The organism is Peptoniphilus ovalis, from assembly GCF_018919265.1.
Taxonomy (GTDB): Bacteria; Bacillota; Clostridia; order Tissierellales; family Peptoniphilaceae; genus Peptoniphilus_A; species Peptoniphilus_A ovalis.
The window spans coordinates 66,613-89,763 of the sequence record NZ_JAHLQO010000003.1 but is presented as its reverse complement, the minus strand read 5'-3'; the positions used below and the strand labels follow the sequence as shown (position 1 = coordinate 89,763).

22 protein-coding genes are annotated in these 23,151 nt (G+C 28.9%); all 22 read right to left on the bottom strand.

Annotation, left to right across the window (positions count from 1 at the left end):
- The 22 genes from ruvB to hprK all read right to left on the bottom strand — a co-directional run bounded on the left by ruvB (position 1) and on the right by hprK (position 23,150).
- The gene (ruvB, locus tag KQI68_RS04080) at positions 1-1,002 is read right to left on the bottom strand and encodes a Holliday junction branch migration DNA helicase RuvB (RefSeq protein ID WP_216548864.1); all 1,002 of its coding nucleotides are present in this window, start codon (positions 1,000-1,002) and stop codon (positions 1-3) included.
- Between the two features lie 4 nt (positions 1,003-1,006).
- Entirely contained in the window at positions 1,007-1,591 is a 585-nt protein-coding gene (gene ruvA, locus KQI68_RS04075; RefSeq protein WP_216548863.1) for a Holliday junction branch migration protein RuvA, read from the bottom strand.
- A complete protein-coding gene (gene ruvC, locus KQI68_RS04070) occupies positions 1,591-2,085 on the bottom strand; it encodes a crossover junction endodeoxyribonuclease RuvC (RefSeq protein WP_216548862.1) in 495 nt (164 codons plus the stop codon). Before ruvC ends, ruvA begins: the two co-directional genes overlap by 1 nt.
- A gap of 39 nt (positions 2,086-2,124) precedes the next feature.
- Entirely contained in the window at positions 2,125-2,886 is a 762-nt protein-coding gene (locus KQI68_RS04065) for a hypothetical protein (protein WP_216548861.1), read from the bottom strand.
- A 93-nt stretch (positions 2,887-2,979) separates the two neighbouring features.
- Positions 2,980-3,975, bottom strand: coding sequence for an aspartate--ammonia ligase (gene asnA / locus KQI68_RS04060; RefSeq protein WP_216548860.1), 996 nt, complete (start codon positions 3,973-3,975; stop codon positions 2,980-2,982).
- Between the two features lie 54 nt (positions 3,976-4,029).
- Positions 4,030-4,680, bottom strand: a complete 651-nt coding sequence (locus tag KQI68_RS04055; protein WP_216548859.1) for a zinc dependent phospholipase C family protein — start codon at positions 4,678-4,680, stop codon at positions 4,030-4,032.
- Between the two features lie 60 nt (positions 4,681-4,740).
- A complete protein-coding gene (locus KQI68_RS04050) occupies positions 4,741-6,372 on the bottom strand; it encodes a glycosyl hydrolase family 18 protein (protein WP_216548858.1) in 1,632 nt (543 codons plus the stop codon).
- A gap of 70 nt (positions 6,373-6,442) precedes the next feature.
- A complete protein-coding gene (rplS, locus tag KQI68_RS04045) occupies positions 6,443-6,790 on the bottom strand; it encodes a 50S ribosomal protein L19 (protein WP_216548857.1) in 348 nt (115 codons plus the stop codon).
- Complete coding sequence (trmD, locus tag KQI68_RS04040) at positions 6,777-7,520, bottom strand: tRNA (guanosine(37)-N1)-methyltransferase TrmD (RefSeq protein WP_216548856.1); 744 nt, start codon at positions 7,518-7,520, stop codon at positions 6,777-6,779. Before trmD ends, rplS begins: the two co-directional genes overlap by 14 nt.
- Complete coding sequence (gene rimM / locus KQI68_RS04035) at positions 7,517-8,020, bottom strand: ribosome maturation factor RimM (protein ID WP_216548855.1); 504 nt, start codon at positions 8,018-8,020, stop codon at positions 7,517-7,519. The genes trmD and rimM overlap by 4 nt, the downstream gene beginning before the upstream one ends.
- Entirely contained in the window at positions 8,004-8,240 is a 237-nt protein-coding gene (locus KQI68_RS04030) for a KH domain-containing protein (protein ID WP_216548854.1), read from the bottom strand. Before KQI68_RS04030 ends, rimM begins: the two co-directional genes overlap by 17 nt.
- 25 nt (positions 8,241-8,265) lie before the next feature.
- Entirely contained in the window at positions 8,266-8,556 is a 291-nt protein-coding gene (rpsP, locus tag KQI68_RS04025) for a 30S ribosomal protein S16 (protein ID WP_216548853.1), read from the bottom strand.
- 49 nt (positions 8,557-8,605) lie between these two features.
- Positions 8,606-9,943 (bottom strand): signal recognition particle protein, encoded by a 1,338-nt coding sequence (ffh, locus tag KQI68_RS04020; protein WP_216548852.1) that lies wholly within the window; start codon positions 9,941-9,943, stop codon positions 8,606-8,608.
- A gap of 12 nt (positions 9,944-9,955) precedes the next feature.
- A complete protein-coding gene (ylxM, locus tag KQI68_RS04015) occupies positions 9,956-10,312 on the bottom strand; it encodes a YlxM family DNA-binding protein (protein ID WP_216548851.1) in 357 nt (118 codons plus the stop codon).
- A 131-nt stretch (positions 10,313-10,443) separates the two neighbouring features.
- Entirely contained in the window at positions 10,444-11,883 is a 1,440-nt protein-coding gene (gene ftsY, locus KQI68_RS04010) for a signal recognition particle-docking protein FtsY (protein WP_216548850.1), read from the bottom strand.
- Between the two features lie 9 nt (positions 11,884-11,892).
- Positions 11,893-15,414 carry a chromosome segregation protein SMC gene (gene smc / locus KQI68_RS04005; RefSeq protein WP_216548849.1) on the bottom strand — a complete coding sequence of 1,174 codons (3,522 nt, stop codon included), beginning with the start codon at positions 15,412-15,414 and terminating at the stop codon, positions 11,893-11,895.
- A 3-nt stretch (positions 15,415-15,417) separates the two neighbouring features.
- Positions 15,418-16,464, bottom strand: coding sequence for an elongator complex protein 3 (locus tag KQI68_RS04000; protein WP_216548848.1), 1,047 nt, complete (start codon positions 16,462-16,464; stop codon positions 15,418-15,420).
- Positions 16,457-17,155 carry a ribonuclease III gene (rnc, locus tag KQI68_RS03995; protein ID WP_216548847.1) on the bottom strand — a complete coding sequence of 233 codons (699 nt, stop codon included), beginning with the start codon at positions 17,153-17,155 and terminating at the stop codon, positions 16,457-16,459. The genes KQI68_RS04000 and rnc overlap by 8 nt, the downstream gene beginning before the upstream one ends.
- Before the next feature lie 4 nt (positions 17,156-17,159).
- Positions 17,160-17,384 (bottom strand): acyl carrier protein, encoded by a 225-nt coding sequence (acpP, locus tag KQI68_RS03990; protein WP_216548846.1) that lies wholly within the window; start codon positions 17,382-17,384, stop codon positions 17,160-17,162.
- Between the two features lie 2 nt (positions 17,385-17,386).
- The gene (plsX, locus tag KQI68_RS03985) at positions 17,387-18,370 is read right to left on the bottom strand and encodes a phosphate acyltransferase PlsX (protein ID WP_216548845.1); all 984 of its coding nucleotides are present in this window, start codon (positions 18,368-18,370) and stop codon (positions 17,387-17,389) included.
- A 104-nt stretch (positions 18,371-18,474) separates the two neighbouring features.
- On the bottom strand, positions 18,475-22,008 hold the full coding sequence (nifJ, locus tag KQI68_RS03980; protein WP_216548844.1) for a pyruvate:ferredoxin (flavodoxin) oxidoreductase: 3,534 nt from the start codon (positions 22,006-22,008) through the stop codon (positions 18,475-18,477).
- Positions 22,009-22,235: 227 nt separating this feature from the next.
- Complete coding sequence (hprK, locus tag KQI68_RS03975; RefSeq protein WP_216548843.1) at positions 22,236-23,150, bottom strand: HPr(Ser) kinase/phosphatase; 915 nt, start codon at positions 23,148-23,150, stop codon at positions 22,236-22,238.
- Position 23,151: the final 1 nt, after the last annotated feature.

Here is a 23,151-nt window from a genome sequence, read left to right as displayed (position 1 = left end):
TTAATTCTCCTTATACTCAATTCCAAAATGGTCATAAGCCATTTTTGTAGCAACTCTTCCTCGTGGTGTTCTTAAAATAAAACCTATTTGCATCAAATAAGGTTCGTATACATCTTCTACTGTCCCTCTATCTTCTCCTATTGAAGCAGATATAGCATCAATTCCAACAGGCCTTCCTGAAAATTTTTCAATCATAGTTAGGATAATTTTTCTATCTATATTATCCAAGCCATATTTATCTATTTCAAGCATATTTAAGCCCTTTATTGCAACTTTAGTAGTAATTACGCCTTCTTCTTTAACTTCAGCATAGTCTCTGACTCTTTTAAGAAGTCTATTAGCTATTCGCGGAGTACCTCTAGATCTTTTTGCAATTTCTAATGCGCCCTCTTTATCAATTGGAATATCTAAAATTCTAGCTGAACGAATAATTATTTCCACTAGAGATTTAACATCGTAGAGTTCTAAATTAAGTAAAACTCCAAATCTATCTCTAAGTGGAGAAGTAAGCATTCCAGCTCTTGTAGTTGCACCTATCAAGGTAAAAGGTGCAAGGTCAAGTCTTATTGATCTAGCAGAAGGTCCCTTACCTATAATGATATCTAAGGCATGATCTTCCATTGCTGGATATAATATTTCTTCTACAGACTTATTAATTCTATGAATTTCATCAATAAAAAGAACATCATCAGCACTTAAATTAGTTAAAATACTTGCTAAATCACCTTGTTTTTCTATTGCGGGGCCAGATGTAACTTTTAAATTAACGCCCATTTCATTAGCAATAATACCAGCAAGAGTTGTCTTACCAAGCCCTGGTGGTCCACTCAAAAGAGTGTGGTCAAGTGGTTCAGATCTATTTTTTGCTGCTTCTATAAAAATTTTTAGTTTATTTACAACTTTATCTTGTCCTATATATTCTTCAAGCCATTTAGGCCTTAAAGAAACTTCTTTATAGTCTTCTTCTGTAAGTTGTGGTTCAACTAATCTCTCATTTTCCATTATATCAACCCATTAATTTCAAAGCTTCTCTGATTCTATCAGAGATGTCTAAATTACTATCAATTTTGTCTAAAACTTTTTTTGTATCAAATTCATTATAACCTAAAGAAATTAATGCCTCAACAGCTGGATCATCATCTGAATAATTAGAAAGAATAATTTCTTCATCAGGTTCAATCTCTATACCTAGTTTTTCAACCTTATCTTTAAGTTCAATTATAATTCTTTGAGCAGTTTTTTTCCCAACTCCAGGTAGTTTAGTGAGAGACTTTTCATCTTTTATTAAAATATATTTTAGAATATTTGAAACTTCATCTCCATCTAAAATTCCCATAGCAAGTTTTGGACCAATTCCAGTAACTGTATTAAGTAAATCAAAAGCATCTCGTGTTTTAATACTTTTAAAACCATAAAAAGTTGCAGAATCTTCTCTAAGGATTAACCTAGTATTTATTAAAGCTTCATCATTTTTATAAAAAGAATGAAGTTCTCTAGAGATCATATAAATAATATAACCTACTCCATTATTTTCTAGAACCAAATATCCTTTGTCATTTGAGACAACTTTTCCACTTAAAAATTCAATCATTATATCATCCTAAAGCTTTCTTTAAATTTAATAGAGCTTCCATGAGTTATCGCAACTGCAAGTGCATCAGCTACATCATCAGGCTTTGGAATTTCTTTTAAATTTAAAATAATTTTTACCATTTCTTGAACTTGATTTTTAGTAGCTCTTCCATATCCTACTAAGGCTTGTTTTATTTGAAGTGGTGTGTATTCATATAAACCAGCTCCACTTTTCTTTGCACTTAAAACTTCTACTCCACGAGCTTGCGCAACAGTTATTGCTGTTTTGACATTTTTGTTAAAAAATAATTCTTCAAAAGCAATATCTTCTGGATTGTATTTTTTTATTAATTCTGTCATTTCCTCGTGAATTATATCAAGTCTATCTGGAAGAGGAGTTTTAGCTTTTGTATTAATTTCTCCATAATCAATAACTTTATAATTATTTCCAATTAATTCTAAAAATCCATATCCAACTATTGCAATTCCAGGATCTACTCCCATTATAATCAATTTATCACCACTTTAAAAAGGATAGTTAAAAAACTATCCTCATTTATATCTTCTTAAAACTTTATCGTTTATTCCATCCCAAAAACCATTTCTAAAAATTCTAAATCCATCAATATAAAGGAATTTAAAAATCTTTTTATCAAGAATCTGAATTTCACTTTCATTTAGATATGAATCCACTTCTTCTATTTGTATATCATCATCATCTGTTTTAAAAACAAGTTGCATATCTAAATGTTCATTAATGCCTTTGATTTTTTCCTTTAACAATCTTTCGTTAAGATCTAAGATAGTTTTTCTTATAAATCCTCTAATTTGCCTATCTCTGCGAATATCTTTAAAAATGATTTTTTTAAAATGAATAACTTCTTCATTTTTAAATTCATATTGAAACAACTTTTTCCGATTATACAATTCATCAATTGATAAATATTTAAGAGTTATTATTTCAAGAAAATTAACATACTTCTTTGAATTAAATCCGAATCTATAACCCTCTAAGTACAAATAAAGCTCAAGTCTGTTGACATCATCGTGAATTAAGTTCGATAAAGATCTTGCAATTAACTCAATGCCTTCTTTTTGTTTATATATTTTTTTTATATCTTTACGCAAATTTTCAAGCGTAACATATCTAGGATAAATATTTTCAATCGACTCATAAATATTATATATGTTAAGTAAAATATTTATGCTATCAAGGTCTCCATTGTATAAAAAATTGGCAATTAGGTATTTTTTTATATCTTTAAAGGCTACATTTTTAACTGATTTTTGATTTATTTTTTGTGCCAAATCCATAAAAAAATCCTCCAAAATTCGTATAAGATTATTATACTATATTTAAGGAGGATTTGTAATTAATTTGTAAGATTTAATATAATTTTAACAAAACTATAATAAAATTATATTATTCGCTTTGCAAAAATCTAAATTTTTAACATCCCATACACCAACTTGAACTTCTCCAATATGTTTCTTTTCTAAGAAAAACATACAGATTCTTGATTGACCAATTCCGCCACCAATAGTGTATGGAAGTCTTTTATTTATAATATCTTGATGATATGGTAGTTCAAACCTATCAGTAGTATTTGCTTCTTCGCATTGAGTTATAATAGAATTTTCATCAACTCTTATTCCCATACTTGAAACTTCAAAAGCATCATCAAGTAATTCGTTCCAGAATAAAATATCTCCATTTAATTCCCAATCATCATAATCAGGACTTCTATCGTCATGAGGTTTACCAGACTTTAATTTTGCACCTATTCCTTGAATAAACACTGCCCCTTTTTCTTTGCAGATTAATCTTTCTCTTTCTTTAGGAGTTTTATCTGGGTATTTATCCTCTAATTCTTGAGAAGTAATAAAGAAAATTTCATCTGGTAATTTCTTCTTTAAAATGTAAGGATAAGTTTGATTTATATATTCTTCAGTTCTCTTGAATACAGAATAAATTTCTTTTACAGTTAAGTATAAATAATTAACATTTCTATCAGATTTGTTTATTATTTTTTCCCAGTCCCATTGATCTACATAAGATGAGTGAATTTCGTCAAGAACTTCTTCAGCTCTAATAGCATTCATATCTGCATAAATTCCTTCATACATATTAAAATTATATTCTTTTAAGGCATTTCTTTTCCATTTTGCAAGAGATTGAACTATTTCAACATTAATGTCATATTTTCTTAAATTAAAATCAACTGCTTTTTCTCCAGTTAAGTTATCGTTTAAACCAGTTTCAGGTCTTACAAAAAGTGGTGCTGAAACTCTTGCTAAATTTAAAGTATTTGCTAAATCTCTTTGGAAATAATCTTTAACAGATTTTATAGCTATTTGCGTTTCTCTTAAATCTAGTTTAGTAGCACTAGAGTTGTTTCTCATCTTTGTTCCTCCTACTTAAAAAATTCTTTCACCATATAGATGAAAGAATTTCTATTAAATAAATTGTATTTCAAAATCTCCATTGTATTCAAGAATTGATTCTATAACCATCATTGAAATATTTGTACATAAATTAACAGCAAAATTTAAATCATTATCAAAACTGTGCTTTGAGTTCTTGTATTCCTCAACAACTTCGACTAAATAATTTTTAACTTTCTTTTCAAGTTTTAAATCAATTTCTTGAAAAACATCAAACATATTAACAGTTATAACATCGATGTACTGGTTGTCTAAAAATTTATTTTCCCTAGCAAAAACAGCTAAATCTTGTTCATATTTAATGTGATTTTTTAAATTATCAATAAAAGTCATTCTATAAGCATGAGGATAACAAACAAAATCAGTTAGATAATGAAGTATTATTCCTAATTTTTTACTAATATACTTTATAAATAAATTACTTTCATTGCCTTCTGAATATGAGTATCTAGAAAAATAGATTAATTTTGCAATTTCTTTAGATATAAAGTCTCCAGATTCATCGAAGTAATGTCTTTTTAATTTATAGTAAGGCAATACATCAGGCGCTATTGAACCCCAAAGCATTTTTTCTAAATTTAAATTAATATTGTACTTTTCTTTTATTCTATCGTGAACTATTTTAGCTACGATTTTATGTGTATCTGGTAAAATTATAAACACATCCTATATAAAAATTTTAATACACTAATATTTTATACCTAATGACTAGTGTTGTCAATTTTATTGTGTTTTTTCAAGCTCATCAGATATTACTTTCCAAATATCATCACTCTCAAATCCAAGTCTCCAAGAAGCAACTCCTGCTAAATCATATTTATTAACAAGAGATACCTTTTTCTCTAAAGAACTTGCATCTTCAATCCAAATTTTATAAGTTGCACCATTTTCTGTATATTCTACATAATTTTGGCTTGATTCTTCATCCCACACAGGTTTTAAAGATTTATCTATAATTATTTTATTTATTTCATTCATTGAAATTGTCTTTGAAGAAACACTTCCATTACTTTCTTTCCAAATTCTAGAATATAATGGAACACCAAGAATCATTTTTTCATTTGGAACATTTTTAAATAAAACGTTAATGCTGCCTTCTACCCATTTGTATTGTGCAACAGATCCTGCTTTATCAGATGATCCCCAATGCTGATCGTAAGCCATAACTACTACATAATCACAAATTTCTGCAAGAGCTTTTCTATCATAAGGTTCTTTTGTAACATCTGATGATATTTGAGGTGTTACATCAATTGAAATAATAAAATCTTTAGGAGATTTTTCTCTAAGTTCTTTTACAAATTCAGTAATATAATCTCTATCATCAATTTTTGTGTGCTCAAAGTCAATATTTAATCCCTTCATGGAATATTTTTTACAAAGCTCTAGAGTTTTATCTATTATTTTTGTACGAGTTTCCTTGTTTGATAGTGCTCCATGAGTAATATCTGGATCAAAGGAATTATCAAGATAACCCCAAACTTGGATTCCCAAATCATTATATCTTTTAATATAATCTTGATTACCTCTATCGATTAAATCTCCATTAGTATTTCTAATAGAAAACCAAGTTGGTATTATAATATCTAGGCCACTAATGTTTTTAATTTGATTAATTTTTTCTTGTTTATGTTCAGCATAAGTGTAATCCCAAGTTATATTTAGTGGATTCTGATTTTGAGTTTTTGCTGATTCAAATATTACAGTCTCTGTACTATTTTCTACATCGTTTTTATTAATATAGCCAGCATAACCATTGACCATTCTTACTTTGTAGAAAGGTCCTTTTTCTCCATAAATATAAATTTCTTCGCCAGCCGGAAGTTTTTTTATAATAGGACTATTTTTTGAATTGTCCTCTCTTAAAAGCGCTCCATCTTTTGTTTTAGAAAGAGTATATTCTTTATTTTCATAGTCTAATAAAAGTAATTGAATGTCAGCATTATATCTTAGTTTTACATCATAATCATAGATAAAAGCTTCAATAGGAAGCATTATTTTTTTATCTTTTTCAATTACAGGAGCTCTTAAATCAATGGTACCGCTGTTAAATTTTGCAGTATCTTCATTTAATTTTAAGATTTTTGTATTGTTATTATTTGAAATTTTTACTTCTTCAGTTGATTTATCATAAGTAATACTATCGTCAATATTATCTTTAATATAGTCAAGCGAAAGGTAAATCATACCGTCTATAATATCAAAATCTTTTTTATCTATATCTTTGTCTTCGGAAATGAAACTAAAGCCGTCATATTTTTTTGAGATTTTAGTAGTTCCTCTATTTTCAACAAATAAAAAGGCTCCAGCTGCTAAAATTATTATCAAAAATATTCCTATAAAAAGTTTTTTCAAAATATCACACCCTTATATAATTATTTGCTCAAAATAAAAGATACTAAAAATAGGACTTAAAGTCCCATTCTCAGTAATTAATCTTTTCTTTAACTTTTGCTGCCTTACCTTGTCTATCTCTAAGGTAATAAAGTTTAGCACGTCTAACTTTACCTTTTCTATTAACAACAAGATCAGCGATTCTTGGAGAGTTAAGTGGGAAAGTTCTTTCTACACCAATTCCGTAAGAAATTCTTCTAACTGTGAAAGTCTTTCTAGAACTTTTTCCTTGAATTTTGATTACAGTTCCATCAAAAACTTGAACTCTTTGTCTGTTTCCTTCGATTATTCTATAGTGAACACTTACTGAGTCCCCAACATTAAATTTAGGAAGATCTTTGTTTACTTGTTCATCTTCAATAGCTCTAATATAATCCATTATCTTTACCTCCTTCCAGTAAATCCTTTAATATCTTTTTTTCTTCTTCATTTAGTTTTTTATTTTTTAATAAATCAGGTCTTTTATTTAAAGTGTTTCTTAAAGATTCCTTGAGTCTATATTTTCTAATTTTTTCATGGTCTCCACTTAGAAGAATATCTGGTACGGCAAGACCTCTATACTCTCTTGGTCTAGTGTACTGAGGATGCTCCAAGAGTCCGTTATAATGTGATTCATCAGTAAACGAATCTTCACTTGCAAGAACTCCATCAAGAAGTCTTGAAACTCCATCAATTATAACCATCGATGCAAGTTCGCCGCCTGTGAGCACATAATCTCCAATTGAAATTTCTTCATCTACATAATTTTCAATAACTCTATTGTCTATGCCTTCGTAATGACCATTTAGAAGAATAATATGTTCTTCATTTTTTAATTCATTAAGTTTTTTTTGATTGAGAACTTTTCCCTGCGGTGACATATAATAGACTTTTGAATTTTCAGTTTTTACAGATTCAATTGCCTCTACAATTGGTTTAATCTGCATTAACATTCCAGGTCCTCCACCATAGGGATAATCATCGACTTGAAGATATTTATTAATAGCAAAATCTCTAATGTCAATACATTCTAGAGCAAGTCTATTTTCTGAAATAGCTCTGCCAACTATGGAAAAATCTTTTATATTTTCTATAAAATCTGGAAATAAAGTCAAAACACTTATTTTCAAAGTATCATTCCTTCAATTATTTTAATTTTAATTACAGAGTCTACGGATTTTATAAATTCTTTAACAGCTGGAATTTGATAAATTTCTTTATCTTCACTTTCAATTAAGAAAATGTCATTTGCTGGATATTCTAAGACATCCTTTAGTATTCCAATATAATTATCAGATGTATCATAAACTTCTTTTCCGATTAAATCAGATACATAGTATTGATCTTTAGAAAGTTCAAGTCTTTCTTCATCGTCTATATAAATAAAGCTTCCCTTTAAGTGTTCTACATTATTTATATTTTCATTATCCTTAAATACTAAATAAACAAAATTATTTGTGCGAACTTTTTTAATATAAAACTTTTCTAAATCATCCCCAACATAAACCCGATCAAGTTTAGAGAATCTATTAGTATCAAAAGTATAAGGATCAATCTTAAGTTCGCCCTTAATTCCATGTGTATTAATAATTTTTCCAATGCAAGTTTTGTTATTATTTATTTTCTTCAATTTCTAAATTAACCTTTAAGTCTTCTTTTAATGAAATTGCCTTAATAATTGCTCTTAGCGCTTTGGCAATTTTGCCTTGCTTACCAATTACTTTTCCCATATCGGTAGATGCAACTTTTAAAACTATATCAACAGTGTCACTATTTTTAGTACTTGTTACATCAACTGATGATGGATCATCAACTAAAGATTTAGCAATATATTCAATTAATTCAACCATATCGGTCCTCCAAACATACTATGCCTTATTCAGTAGTTTCTGATTCCTTAACTTCTTCAGTGTTAGCTACAGCATTATATACTGAATTTTCTCTAAAAAGTCTATCAACTGTATCAGTAGGTTTTGCACCATTTTTAATCCAAGTATTAGCTTTTTCAGCATCTACTACAACTGTTTTAGGAGCTGTAAGTGGATTGTAGTAACCAATTTCTTCGATGAATTTACCATCTCTAGGGCTACGTGAGTCTGCTACAACAATTCTATAAAAAGGTTTCTTTTTTGCACCCATTCTTCTTAATCTAATCTTAACTGCCAAATCATTCACCTCCACAAAAAATTTATATATATGAAAATATATAAGCTACTTAAAATGAGAATGGCAACTTAAATTTCTTTTTGCCCATTCCCTTTGACATATTGCCAAATTGTTTCATCATTTTTCTCATGTCTTTAAACTGTTTAATTAATTTATTGACTTCTGCTGGACTAGTTCCAGAACCCTTTGCAATTCTCTTTCTTCTAGATGAATCTATTAATTCAGGCTTTAGCCTTTCTTTTTTAGTCATAGAAAGTATTATTGCCTCAACTTTTTTAAATTCATCTTCAGGAAGATTGATTCCCTTTAATGCCTTGCTGTTAACTCCAGGTATCATACCAATGATATCTTCTAGAGGTCCCATATTTTTCATTTGTTGCATTTGATCAAGGAAATCTTCAAAAGTAAAAGTTTGTTTTCTAAGTTTTTCTTCTAATTCCTTTGCTTTTTGTTCATCAACTGCACTTTGTGCCTTTTCAATTAATGAAAGGACATCTCCCATGCCAAGTATACGTGAAGCCATTCTATCTGGATGGAAAACTTCAATATTATCCATTTTTTCTCCACTTGCTATAAATTTAATTGGCACATCTGTTACAGATCTAATAGATAGAGCCGCACCACCTCTAGCATCACCATCGAGTTTAGTTAAAATAACTCCAGTTAGTTTTAACATATCGTCAAAAGTATCAGCTACATTTACAGCATCTTGACCAGTCATTGCATCAAGAACTAAAAGTATTTCTGAAGGATTAACTTCATCGTGAATATCTTGAAGTTCCTTCATAAGATTTTCATCAATATGAAGTCTACCAGCGGTATCGATTATAACAACGTCATTACCATTCTTTTTGGCATGCTCTAATGCTGCTTTAGATATATCTACCGGAGAAACTTTATCTCCCATAGTAAATACTGGAGTATCAATTGATTCTCCAACAACTTGAAGTTGTTTTATAGCAGCTGGTCTGTAAATGTCACAGGCTACTAAAAGTGGTCTCTTACCATCTTTTTTAAACTTATTTGCAAGTTTGCCAGATGTTGTTGTTTTACCAGCACCTTGAAGTCCACACATCATTATTACAGTGGGTTTTTTAGAAAAATCAATTTTGACTTCACTTGTTCCCATTAAGTTAGTAAGTTCATCGTTTACAATCTTAATTACCTGTTGTCCAGGAGTAAGTGAATCTAGAACTTCTTTACCTAAGGCTCTTTCCTTAACATTTTTGACAAAATCTTTTACTACTTTAAAGTTTACATCTGCTTCAAGCAAAGCTAGTTTTACTTCACGCATTGCGCCGTCAATATCTTTTTCTGTAAGTTTTCCTTTTTTTCTCAAACCTGCAAGGGTATTTTGTAATTTATCGGACAAGCTTTCAAATACCAAAAAATCCACCTCCTAATCTAAAAGTATTTTCTTGAGTTCATTTATTTTTTCTGCTAAATCAGCTTCTAGAAATTTCTCATCAATACTTTTAAAAATAGCTTCCAAGTTTTTGTTCTTAATTTCTTTCTGCTCCAAATCTTTTTGAGTATTTTTTAAAAGAGACAATTTAGATTCGTAATCTTCTAAATTATTTTCTGCTCTTTTCAAATTATCAAAAACAGCTTGTTTTGAAATATTTAACTCTCCAGAGATTTCATTAATAGTGCAGTCATATACATAGTACATGTAAGCTGCTTTGTTTTGTTTCTCAGACAAGAGTGAGCCGTAAAAATCTAGTAAGCTATTCATTCTAAAAAATTTTTCATTCATTTAATCACCATACTAATTTAGCGAGGTCAACCTTTTTACTTGACCTATATAATTTTAACTAAAGAGTTCATTATTGTCAACAGAAATTTTAAAAAAATTAAAAAAACTGCTGAATTTTCAGCAGTTAATCATTAATTAAAAATAGCTTCTATAAAGTTATCTATATCAAAATCTTGTAAGTCATTTATTCCTTCGCCTACTCCAACGAGTTTAATTGGAATTTCAAGTTCTGATTGAAGAGCAATAACAACTCCTCCCTTTGCTGTACCATCAAGTTTAGTAAGAGCAATTCCTGTAAGGTCAGTTGCTTCTTTAAATGTTTTAGCTTGATTCATAGCATTTTGTCCAGTAGTTGCATCTAGCACTAATAAATTTTCTCTATTTGCTTCTGGATAATTTTTATCTATTATTTTATTAATTTTTTCAAGTTCCTTCATTAAATTAGCTTTATTGTGAAGTCTTCCGGCAGTATCGACTATTAAAACATCAGTGCTTCTTGCTTTAGCAGCAGCAATCGCATCAAAAACAACTGAAGCTGGATCAGATCCTTCTTCGTGACTAATTATATCAACATTTGCTCTGTTACCCCATTCTTTTAGTTGATCAATGGCAGCAGCTCTAAAAGTATCAGCGGCACAAACAAGAACTGATTTATTTTCGTTTTTAAATCTAGCGGATAATTTTCCAATTGTAGTAGTTTTACCAACACCATTTACTCCAACCACTAAAATAATAGTAGGTGGTTCAGATTTAATCTTAGTGTTTAACTCAGGATTCATTAATTTTTTTGCTTCTTCCATAAGTAGTGGCTTAACTTCTTTTGGATCATTTATTTTATTTCTAATAATAGTTTCACGAAGATTATCAATAAGTTGCATAGTTGTTTGCATTCCTATATCAGCAGAAATCAAAATGTCTTCTAAATCTTCCAGCATCTCGTCATCAATTTTTACATAAGAACCAAGAACTGTATTGATTTTAATTCCAACTTCTTTTCTAGTTTTATCAAGTCCTTCTTTAAGTCTTTGGAATAGTGAAGGTTTTTTCTTTTCTTGAACTTCTTCTTGAATTTCTTCAGTTTCTTGAACCTCTTGAATTTCTTCTTGAATTTCTTCAGTTTCTTGAACCTCTTGAATTTCTTCTATGTTATTAATATTCTCATCAGATTTAGCGAATTCTTTTGTTTCTACTTTAATATTTTCATTTTCTTTAGGTTCTTCCTTTTCTTTAATTTCCGGCTCCTGAAAAGTTTTATCTTCTAAGATTTCTTTATTAGTAATGATTTCAGTTTCTACCTTTGATTCATTAGCTAAATCTTCAGAATTTATTATTATTTCATCATTTATTTTGATGTCGTTATTATTTTCTTTAATTATAGAATCATCTTCTGAAGGAATTCCAATTTCTATATTATCTTCTTTTATTTCATTATCATGAATAATATCAAAATCTTCTTCTATAATATTTTCTTTTTTATTTTCTTCAATTTCTTTATTCTCTTCTTTAGGAAGATTTTCCTTATTAACTTCTTCATCTTTTTTTCCAAATTTATTTTTCAGCCATTCAAACATTACTTCCTCCTAATCCTCTAACTTAACAGAGTATAATTTACTAACGCCCTTTTCTTCCATTGTAACACCATACATTGATTTTGCAATCTCCATAGTTAGCTTTCTATGAGTTATTATTATAAATTGAATATCATTTAAAGTTAATAAATAATCTGCGTATCTTTTAATATTTGCATCGTCAAGTGCAGCATCAATTTCATCTAGTATACAAAATGAAGCTGGTCTATATTTTAGAAATGAAAATAATAAAGCTACAGCAGTAAGTGATCTTTCTCCACCTGATAATAGCGAAAGAGATTGAAGCCTCTTACCTGGAGGTGATGCTTTAATTTCAATTCCTGAGCTTAAAATATCTCCATCCATTGAAATTTCAGCTCGTCCACCATTAAAAAGTATTTTAAAAATTTCTTCGAAGTTTTCAGAAATCTCTTCGATAGCTTCTTTAAATACTTTTTTCATTTCAGTGTCTAGCTTGTTAATTATTGATTTTATTTCTTCTTTAGAGTTTGTTAAATCATCTCTTTGCTTTTTATAAAATATTAATCTTTCACTAACTACTTTATGTTCTTCAATAGATGAAATATTTACTTCTCCGTAGTTTTTTATAATTTTTCTGTATTTCTTTAGACTACTTTCTTTTAAATCAACTAATTCTTCATCTAAATAATCTTCAATATTAATTATATTATAATCTTCTTTAATTCTCTCGCTTAAACTGGAAATACTATTTTCTTTCATCTCTATTTTTAAAAGTATTTTTTCTTTTTCATTATTTGAGATTAGTATATTTTCTTTTAAATTTATATATTTTTCATTGTATTCTTTTAGATCTTCATTGGAAATATTATAATTTTCTTGGAGCTCACTTTCTCGTACTTTAAATATTTCCATATTTTCTCTATATCTATTTATAGAGTCTTTAGAATTTTCTTTAAAATCAATTTTTTCTTTGAGATTTTTTTCTAAAGATTCTAGATTATTAAAATTATTTTCTAATTTTTGATTTGAATTAAAAACTGAACTATCTAATCTTTCAATTTCTCTATTTAAATAATTTTGTTTTTCTTTATTTTCTCTTTCTTGTAATTGAATATCTAATTTTTCTGATTTTAGCTTTTCAAGAATATTGGAAGTTTTTTCTAATTTTTCACTTGAATCTGATTGAGAAATGATTTCTTCAAGTTCATTATTTTTATCATCTAAAACTTTTAAATTGTTTTTGTAATTTTCATAATCTAGCCCAATACTTTTTTCAAGCTCTTCTTTTTCAGTAATATATTTGTTTAAATATTCCTTATTAAGTTCTTGATTTTGAATGTTTTTTAAAATATTGCTTTCAACATTATTATATTTTTCCTTTAAATTTTCTCTTTCTAAATTAATGTTTGAAATTTCATCGCTCAATGAGTTAATTTTATCATTAATTAAATTAATTTCTGCTTCAAGATTATTAATCTTAATTGTTAATTCTTTTTTATTGTCATTTAGTAATTTAATATCATTTTTCCTTTGAATAAAACTGCTATTATAATTATTTATACTTCCTCCAGTAATGGCACCAGAAGGATTAAAAACTTCCCCCTTAAGTGTGACAACTTTGAGATTGTATTTTTTTGAAATTCTTGAAGCATTATTAAAATTATCAACTATTAAAACTCTTCCTAATAAATTGTGGAAGATATTTTCAAAGATTTTATCAAATTTTATTAAATCGCATGCAACTCCAACAATTCCATTTTCAGAAAAAGAAATATTAACTTTATTTCCCTTGATTCTATCAATTGGAAGAAAGGTGGCTCTGCCCATTTTATAATTTTCTAGTAGATTAAGCATTTCTTTTGTATCTGAAGTTGTTGAAACAATAATATTTTGAGACATTGATCCTAATGCAACAGAAATTGCTCTTTCATATTTTTTATTTACTATAAATTTTTCGCCTACAGGACCAAAAAGCGAATCTTTGAAATAATTATTTTTTGAAGTAAAATTCATAAAGGATTTTACAGTTCTATTATATCCTTCGAAATTTGATTCCATGTTTTTTAAGATTTTAAGTCTTGAATCAATTTCGCTAAAATCTTGGTTTAATTTAGAATTATTTTGAATTAGTTTCTCGTGTTCATCTTTATAATTTTCTATGTTTTTAATTTTTTCTGAGATTTCTTCTTCAAAGGATTTTAAATTGTTTTTTATAGATTCTAAATTTGATTTTGCTTTTTCGATTAAGTCGGAAAATTCTAATTCATTTTTTGTAAAATTATCAATATTCTTTTCTAATATTTCCTTTCTACTTTTTTTATCAGAAATTATATCTTTTAATGTTTCATTTTTAAATTTTATATTTTCAATTTCATTTTTAATACTATTTGATTTTTCAAATCTTGTATTTCCAATTTCTCTTAAATAATTTATTTCATTTTCTAATTCATTTATTTCGCTATTTTTAGAATACAATATCTCAGAAAATTTCTTAGATTTTTCATCTAAATCTTCAGCAGATGATTTTATATTTAATAATTCATCATTGTCTTTTTCTATTTCTAATTTTAATTCTTCATTTGTGTATTTCATTGAAGATATTTCATTTTTAATAGAATTAATTTTTTCTTCATTTATTGTAATTCTTAAATTTAAATCCTCATAATTAGATTTATTTAATTCATAATCTTCTTTGGATTTATTTATCTCTTTTTGTAATTTAGAAATCTCATCTTGATAATTATTAATCTTGTTTAATAATGAATCTCTTTCTTCTTCAAAATTAGTTGAATCAGTATCTAAATTTGAAAGTTTTTCTTTAAGAGCATTTATCTCTTCTTCTTGTTTTTTTATATCTTTATATGAATAATTTATGTCATATTTCTTTAATATTTCAAAATCTTTTAAGTAATTTTCAGCCTTTTCAGCTTGAACCCTTAAGTTTTCTTCTTGAACTTCAATTTCTGATAAAATATCTTCAATTCTTATTAAATTTTCTTCGGTTTTTAATAACTTGTTATTTGATTCTAATTTTTTGTATTTAAATTTCGAAATTCCAGCAGCTTCTTCAAAAATTGATCTTCTATCTTCAGGCTTTGAACTTAAAATGGTTTCTATTTTACCTTGACCAATTATAGAATATCCATCCTTGCCTATTCCTGTATCCATAAAAAGCTCTTTAATATCTTTTAAACGACACTTTTTATTATTAATAAGAAATTCACTTTCAAGAGATCTATACATTCTACGAGTTACAGAAACTTCATTATATGGGAGATTTAAAGACTTATCGCTATTATCAAAGACAATTGTAACCTCAGCCATGCCAAGTGGTTTTTTTGAATCAGTTCCAGAAAAAATTACATCTTCCATTTTACTTCCTCTTAGATTTTTGACGGAAGTTTCACCTAGAACCCATGTAATGGCATCAGTAATATTACTTTTTCCACTACCATTTGGCCCAACTATTGCCGTTATAGATTCATCTAATTCAATTTTTGTTCTATTGGCAAAGGATTTAAAACCTTGCATTGTAACTGACTTTAATAACATTTCTCACCTATAATAATTTCTTATGTCTATAATTTCATCTGTTTTTGACTCTATTTTAATATGGAAATCATCTAAATTATCTTGCCTTAAATTTAAATTTTTAATATTTAAAGTTTTTAAAATCTCTCTCTTATTAATTGACTTTTGTCCACTAATATTTGAAATATTTTTACCACTGGCTTTAATTGTAATACTTTCACTTAAATTTTTAGAATCTTTAAAATAATTTAAAATAGAATTTTTTATATAGAAAGATTCTACTAATTGTCTATAAGCTGGATGAAAAGCTCCTGCAATTACTCCGTCATAATTTATATTTTCTGTTGGTTGTAGTCCCACTCTTATTACATTGATATCATTGAGATAATATATATGCATTATATCAGAAACATATTTTATAGATTTATCTAGCTCTAAAGATTTATATTTTCCAAATTTATAATCACTATATAATTTTGTATCTTCAATAACTAGTGTTGGATAAACTCTAACACAAAAGGGGTTAAGTTTAACAAATTCTTTAGCAGTAAATTTAGATTTTTCTAAAGAATCTCCAGGCAGACCTATCATTTGCTGTAGGCCCAGTTTAAATCCATATTCTTTTATTAGTTCTGAAGCTTTATAAACTGACTTAACGCTGTGACCTCTATTAGATAACTTTAAAACTTCTTCGTCCAAGCTTTGAACACCAAGTTCTATTATATCTACTTCGTAATTTTTTAAATTAGTTAGGATTTTATCATCAATGGCATCAGGTCTAGTTGATAATCTAATTGAATCAATTTTATTATCTTTTTTAAATTTATAAGCGACCTTTAAGAATTCTTTTTGTTCTTTTAATGGAATAGCAGTAAAACTTCCTCCATAAAATGCTACTTCAATATTATCTTTCCTCTTAAAATAAGAAAGATATTCCAAAATAGTTCTTTCCACATCACTATCTGAAATATCTGTAGACATACCTGTAATTTTTCTTTGATTGCAAAAGACACAATCATTGGGACATCCATAATGAGGAATAAAAATTGGTATAATATTTCTCTTAGCCAAAATCTTTCCCCTTTCGAGAAAAGGCATCTCGCGCAGCATCTTGTTGCGAACTTTTTTTAGTTCTACCTTTTCCAAAACCCACAACTTCGCCTTCTAATAATAATTCTGTATAAAAAACTTTGTCGTTATCAGGTCCTTCCTCTTTTACTAATTTATATTCTGATTTAAGGCCCTTCTTTTGAGCTTGTTCTTGAAATTTGGTTTTAAAATCTATGTTAAAGCTCTTAAAATTATCTTCTTTTAAAAATTTATCAAATAATTTCAAAATAATATTCTTTATTGTATCAAAGTTTGAGTCAAGATAGATAGCACCTATTAGAGATTCCAATGCATCTGCTAATGTAGATTCCCTATTTCTACCGCCGTTTTTTATCTCACCTTTACCAAATCTCAATAATTCTCCAAGCTTTAATTTTTTTGAAAGCACATATAAAACTTTTTCGTTAACTGATTCAGCCCTCATCTTACTTAAAGATCCTTCTAAATCTTTTGGATATTTCTTATAGAAATATTCACCAATAACTAGGTTTAGAACAGCATCTCCAAGAAATTCAAGTCTTTCATTACTTTCATAAGCTTTCATTTTATTTTCGTTAACAAAGGAGCTATGAGTTAAAGCTTCAATTAAAATTTCTTTATTTTTAAATATATATCCTAATTTTTCTTCAATACTGTTTATATTAATCTCCATGAGATTATTCCAACTCTTCTAAATAATCGACAACGTCTCCAATAGTTTGAAGTTTTTCTAAATCTTCTTCTGGAACTTCTGTATCAAATTCTTCTTCAATAGTCATAATTAATTCTACTATTTCAATTGAGTCAGCATTTAAATCATCTTGAAAAGACATATTTTCATCAAGTTCATCAACATCTAAATTAAATTGTTCAGCTATAATATTTAAAATTTTATCTTTCATTCTTAAGCCTCCATATTTTCTTTAATTTTATTAATTACCTTAGATTCATGTATATTTATTGCATACTTTGCAGCATTTTTTATAGCATTTCTATTTGAATTTCCATGAGCTTTGATAATATTGCCATCTATTCCTAATAAAATAGTTCCTCCAACTTCTGTGGAGTCTAGATTTTTGAATTTCATCATTAAATACTTAGAAATATTTTCTTTTGTTCCATTATCCAAAGGTGATTCTTTAATAGTTCCAAATAATTTTTTAGAAATAAATTCAACTACACCTTCAATTGATTTTAGCAGAATGTTTCCATCGAAACCATCACATACTACTAAGTCAAAATCATTGTTTGTTACATCTCTAGCTTCAATGTTACCACCAAAATTTTCAAAAGATTCTTTTAAAAGTGCATAAGTACTTTTTGTAAGCTCATTTCCTTTGCCTTCTTCAACACCTACATTTAAAAGACCAATTTTTGGGTTTTTAATTTTATAATATTCTTTTAAAAATGTTTCTCCAAGAAGTGCAAACTCTTTAAGAAGTTCAGGGTCAGTGTCCATATTTGCGCCAGAATCAATTATCATCGTACTAGTTTGAAGTCCAGGTATAACTGTTGGTAGAACAGCTCTTTTTACGCCCTTAATTCTACCTACTATAAAAATTCCGCCTGCTAATAATGCTCCAGTACTTCCTGCAGAAATGAAAGCTGCATCCTTTTCTTCTTTTAAAAGCTTTAATCCTTTTACAATGGAAGAATCCTTTTTCCTTCTAAGTGCAAAAGCTGGTTCCTCAGTATTTTCTATGTTTTCTTCAGCGTTTAAAATTGAAATTTTTTCTTTATCATATTCAATATCTTTAAGTATCTCGTTAATAAGGTTTTCTCTTCCAACGAGAACTACCTCAACATTATATTCTTTAGAAGCATCAATAGCTCCAAAAATTATTTCAGATTTGTTGTCTCCGCCATTTATATCAAAAATTAATTTCATTAGCTCCTCCTACAGTATTTTTAATATATATCATTGTAGAAAAAAAATCAATATTTTATGTATTAAAAAAGTGTAGGACTGATGCCCTACACTTTTATTTATAATTATTCAGCAAGATTTAAATAGTTTTGATATCTAGCTTTTGCGTTTTCTTCTGCTGCTTCGTATAATCTTTCAGCTCTTTCAGGGAATAATTTCTTAAGGGAAGTATATCTAACTTCTCCATCAAGGAATTCTCTGTAAGGCTTAGTTGGTTCTTTAGAATCAAGTACGAATGGATTCTTTCCTTCAGCTTCAAGTTCAGGGTTAAATCTGTATAGGTGCCAGTAACCAGTTTCAACTGCTTTCTTTTCTTCTTCAATAGAGAAGCCCATACCTACTCTGATTCCGTGGTTGATACATGGTGCGTAAGCAATAATTAATGATGGTCCATTATAAGCTTCAGCTTCTTTAATTGCTTTGTACGCTTGATTCTTGTCAGCTCCAAGAGCGATTTGAGCAACATATACATATCCATAAGTTGTTGCCATTAGACCAAGGTCTTTTTTCTTAGTTACTTTTCCAGATGCAGCAAATTGTGCAATTGCAGCAGTTGGAGTAGCCTTAGAAGCTTGTCCACCAGTATTTGAATAAACTTCTGTGTCAAGTACAAGAACGTTAATGTCTTCACCAGATGCTAGAACATGGTCAAGTCCACCGTATCCAATGTCGTATGCCCAACCATCTCCACCGATAATCCATTGACTCTTCTTAATTAAGAAGAGTTCTAATCCTTGAAGTTCGCCTATAATTTCATCAGCTTTTTCATCATTATATTTTTTATCTAATAATTTAAGAACTGCAGCACTAGATTTTTTAGATGCTTTAGCATCATCTTTGCCTTCAATCCACTCTTTGAAAGTAGCATTTGCTTCTTCATCAACATTAAGTTCAATGAATTCTTCCATTAGAGTTTGAATTCTATCTCTTGATTGAATTTGAGAAATTGCCATACCGAATCCATATTCAGCATTGTCTTCGAATAGTGAGTTAGCCCAAGATGGTCCGTTACCACATTCATCTTTACAATATGGCATAGATGGAGCGGATCCTCCCCAAATTGAAGTACATCCAGTAGCATTTGCAATACTCATTCTATCTCCAAATAATTGTGTAACAAGTTTTACATATGGAGTTTCACCACAACCTGCACAAGCTCCTGAGAATTCAAGATATGGAGTTTGGAATTGAGTATTTTTGAAGTTATTTGGTTCAATTTCTTCTTCTTTAGATTTAACATATTCAGAAGCATATTCCCAGTTTGCAGCTTGTTTATCAAGTTCTTCTTCGTAAGGAGTCATTACAAGAGCTTTTTCCTTTGCTGGACAAACTTGAGCACAGTTTCCACAACCAGTACAATCTAGTGGTGAAATTTGCATTCTGTATTCGTATTTATCGATTCCCTTACCTCTTGCTTTAATAGTTTCAAATGATTCAGGAGCATTTGATTTTTCTTCTTCATCAAGTAAGAAAGGTCTAATAACAGCGTGAGGACAAACTAATGAACATTGGTTACATTGGATACAATTTTCGTGTTTCCAGTGAGGCACATTAACTGCAATACCTCTCTTTTCGTAACGGCTTGTTCCTGATGGGAATGTACCGTCAGTCATGTTCATCTTAACAATAGTTGATACAGGAATATCATTACCTTCTTGTCTATTTACAGGAATTAGAATATTGTTAATAAATTCTGGAGCTCCTTCAATACCGAAGTTTTTGTCTTCGCTACAGTTTTTCCAAGAATCTTTAACTTCAACTTTAACAAGAGCGCCAATTCCTTGATCAACAGCTTTGTAGTTCATTTGAACTATGTCATCACCCTTAGCGCCGTAATCTTTAACAATAGCTTCTTTTAGAAGTTTAACAGCTTGATCAATAGGAAGAACTTGAGATAGGTTAAAGAATGCAGCTTGCATTACCATATTTGTTCTTCCACCAAGTCCAACTTCTGCTGCTATTTTAGTTGCGTTAATTGTGTAAAATTCAATTTCATTTTCAGCTATATATTTTTTCATATAATCAGGTAGATGAGTATCTAATTCTTCTTCAGACCAAGTAGTATTTAGTAAGAATTTTCCACCTTTCTTAAGTCCTCTTAATAGGTCATAAGAGTAAACATAAGATTGTTTAGAACATGAAATAAAATCAGTTTCAGTTAATAGATAAGTTGAAGTGATTTTATTGTGTCCAAATCTAAGGTGAGACATAGTAACTCCACCAGATTTTTTAGAGTCATAGTCAAAATATCCTTGAGCATACATATCAGTGTTATCACCAATAATTTTGATAGCAGATTTGTTAGCACCAACAGTACCATCTGATCCGAATCCCCAGAATTTACATCTAATAGTTCCTTCTGGTTCAGTTGTAATATGTTTTTTAATTGGAAGTGATTTGTTAGTTACATCATCTACAATACCAATTGTAAAGTCGTTCTTTGGATTTTCTTCTTTAAGGTTATCAAATACTGAAAGAATATCAGTTGGGTTAGTGTCTTTAGAACCAAGTCCATAAATACCACCAACGATTAGAGGTCTATTATCAGATTCATAGAAAGCATCTCTAACATCAAGATATAATGGTTGTCCAACTGCGCCTTTTTCTTTTGTTCTGTCAAGAACAGCAATTCTTTCTACAGTTTCAGGAACAGCTTCCATTAAGTGTTTAATTGAAAAAGGTCTGTATAGGTGAACTTTAATTAAACCAACTTTTTCGCCATTATCATTTAAATAATCTACAACTTCTTCAATAGTTTCAGTTACTGATCCCATTGCAACGATGATATCAGTTGCATTTTCATCACCGTAGTAATTAAATAGACTATATTTTCTTCCTGTTAATTCAGAAATTTGGTTCATATAATCTTCAGTAACATCAACAATATTAGTGTAATATTTATTTGAAGCTTCTACTCCTTGGAAGTAGATGTCAGGGTTTTGAGCAGTACCTCTAATTTCAGGAGAATTTGGATTTAGAGCTCTTTGTCTAAATTCTTTTAAAGCTTCCTTATCTACCATTTTTGCTAGATCATCATAATTAAGTACTTCGATTTTTTGAACTTCGTGAGATGTTCTAAAACCGTCAAAGAAATGAACGAAAGGAACTCTTCCTTTAATTGCAGCTAAGTGTGCAACACCAGCTAAGTCCATAGCTTCTTGGACTGATCCTGATGCTAAAAGTGCAAATCCAGTTGCTCTAGCAGCCATAACATCTTGGTGATCTCCAAAGATTGATAGAGCGTGAGATGCAAGTGCTCTTGCAGCTACGTGGAAAACTCCTGGTAATAACTCACCAGCAATCTTATACATGTTAGGTAACATAAGAAGTAGACCTTGAGACGCTGTATAAGTTGAAGTAAGTGAACCTGCTTGAAGTGCTCCGTGAACTGCTCCTGCAGCACCTGCTTCAGATTGTAATTCCTTAACCATTACTTCTTGTCCGAAAATATTTTTTCTTCCATGAGAAGCCCAAGCATCAATATGCTCAGCCATTGGTGAGGAAGGTGTTATTGGATAAATACAAGAAACGTCGGAAAAAGCATAAGCGACATGAGCTGCAGCTTCATTTCCGTCCATTGTCTTAAATGTTTTTGTCATTTTTGCCTCCTAATTATTAATATTATAAATATAAAATAACCATACTATGAATATTATAGAACTTAATATAAAAAATATCAATAATTTTATTAAATTTAGAACCCGTGAGAATTGAAATCACCTAACTTTGGAAGATGTTTCACAATGTGAAATGTAAAGTTTGTAAATTAATTATTTTAATAATTATTACTAAAATTAAATAAGAGTGATTAAAAATCACCCTTATATTATCTCTTTCTGTATTTAATTATTCTTTCATTTAATTCAACTGCTGGGTTATAACCCAGTTCTTTTTGTTTGTAATTTTTTGTCGCTACTTCAATAATAAGCGCTGTATGTCTCCCCGGTTTTACAGGAATATTATATTTTACAATGTCCATCCCAAGAATATTTTCATAATTATAATCAAGACCTAATCTATCGTATTCTTTAGATTCGTCCCAGTCTTCTAAGTTCATAACAAGTTCAATAGATTTTTCCTCCATAACAAAGGCTACACCATACATCTTTTGAATATCAATTATTCCAACTCCCCTTATTTCCATAAAATATTTAGTGATTTCAGGGGATTTTCCAATTAATTTTTTATCTATATTTTTAATTATAACTGAATCATCTGAGACAAGTCTTGCTCCATTACTTATTAAATCAAGTGCTGTTTCACTTTTACCTATTCCACTTCTGCCTGTAATTAAAACACCGACTCCGTAAATATCTAAAAGTACACCATGCATTCTCATAGTAGGAGCAAGTGCTTCGTCTATTGTAGAAATAATCTTACTTGAAATTTTTGATGTCGTATCATGACTTCTCAATATTGTAACATCATGTTTTATTGCCAATTCTTTTGCTTCATCAAAAATTGCTTTAGATCTTGAAAAAACAACGCAGGGAATGTCACATTGGAAGAGTTTTTCAAGAGAATGAAATCTTTCTTCTCCATATAGAGAATCTATATAATGCCATTCTTGTGTGCCAATTAATTGAATTCTTTTATTTACAAATTTAGAATAATATCCACACAATTGGAGTCCTGGTCTATTAATATCAGAACTTGAAATCAATATTTCATCGAAATCTGAAGATTTGTGAATTATTTCAAGCTCGTGTTTTTCTACAATTTCTTTTAATTTTATTGACATA

Excerpts from the sequence above, each read along its gene's own strand:
- KQI68_RS04030 (WP_216548854.1), bottom strand. The coding sequence starts at position 8,240 with ATGGTTGAATTAATTGAATATATTGCTAAATCTTTAGTTGATGATCCA.
- rnc (WP_216548847.1), bottom strand. The coding sequence starts at position 17,155 with ATGGAGATTAATATAAACAGTATTGAAGAAAAATTAGGATATATATTT.
- asnA (WP_216548860.1), bottom strand. The coding sequence starts at position 3,975 with ATGAGAAACAACTCTAGTGCTACTAAACTAGATTTAAGAGAAACGCAA.
- ruvA (WP_216548863.1), bottom strand. The coding sequence starts at position 1,591 with ATGATTGAATTTTTAAGTGGAAAAGTTGTCTCAAATGACAAAGGATAT.
- ylxM (WP_216548851.1), bottom strand. The coding sequence starts at position 10,312 with ATGAATGAAAAATTTTTTAGAATGAATAGCTTACTAGATTTTTACGGC.
- hprK (WP_216548843.1), bottom strand. The coding sequence starts at position 23,150 with ATGTCAATAAAATTAAAAGAAATTGTAGAAAAACACGAGCTTGAAATA.
- rplS (WP_216548857.1), bottom strand. The coding sequence starts at position 6,790 with ATGGATTATATTAGAGCTATTGAAGATGAACAAGTAAACAAAGATCTT.
- smc (WP_216548849.1), bottom strand. The coding sequence starts at position 15,414 with ATGTTATTAAAGTCAGTTACAATGCAAGGTTTTAAATCCTTTGCCAAT.
- ruvB (WP_216548864.1), bottom strand. The coding sequence starts at position 1,002 with ATGGAAAATGAGAGATTAGTTGAACCACAACTTACAGAAGAAGACTAT.
- KQI68_RS04065 (WP_216548861.1), bottom strand. The coding sequence starts at position 2,886 with ATGGATTTGGCACAAAAAATAAATCAAAAATCAGTTAAAAATGTAGCC.
- ftsY (WP_216548850.1), bottom strand. The coding sequence starts at position 11,883 with ATGTTTGAATGGCTGAAAAATAAATTTGGAAAAAAAGATGAAGAAGTT.
- plsX (WP_216548845.1), bottom strand. The coding sequence starts at position 18,370 with ATGAAATTAATTTTTGATATAAATGGCGGAGACAACAAATCTGAAATA.
- nifJ (WP_216548844.1), bottom strand. The coding sequence starts at position 22,008 with ATGACAAAAACATTTAAGACAATGGACGGAAATGAAGCTGCAGCTCAT.
- acpP (WP_216548846.1), bottom strand. The coding sequence starts at position 17,384 with ATGAAAGATAAAATTTTAAATATTATAGCTGAACAATTTAATTTAGAT.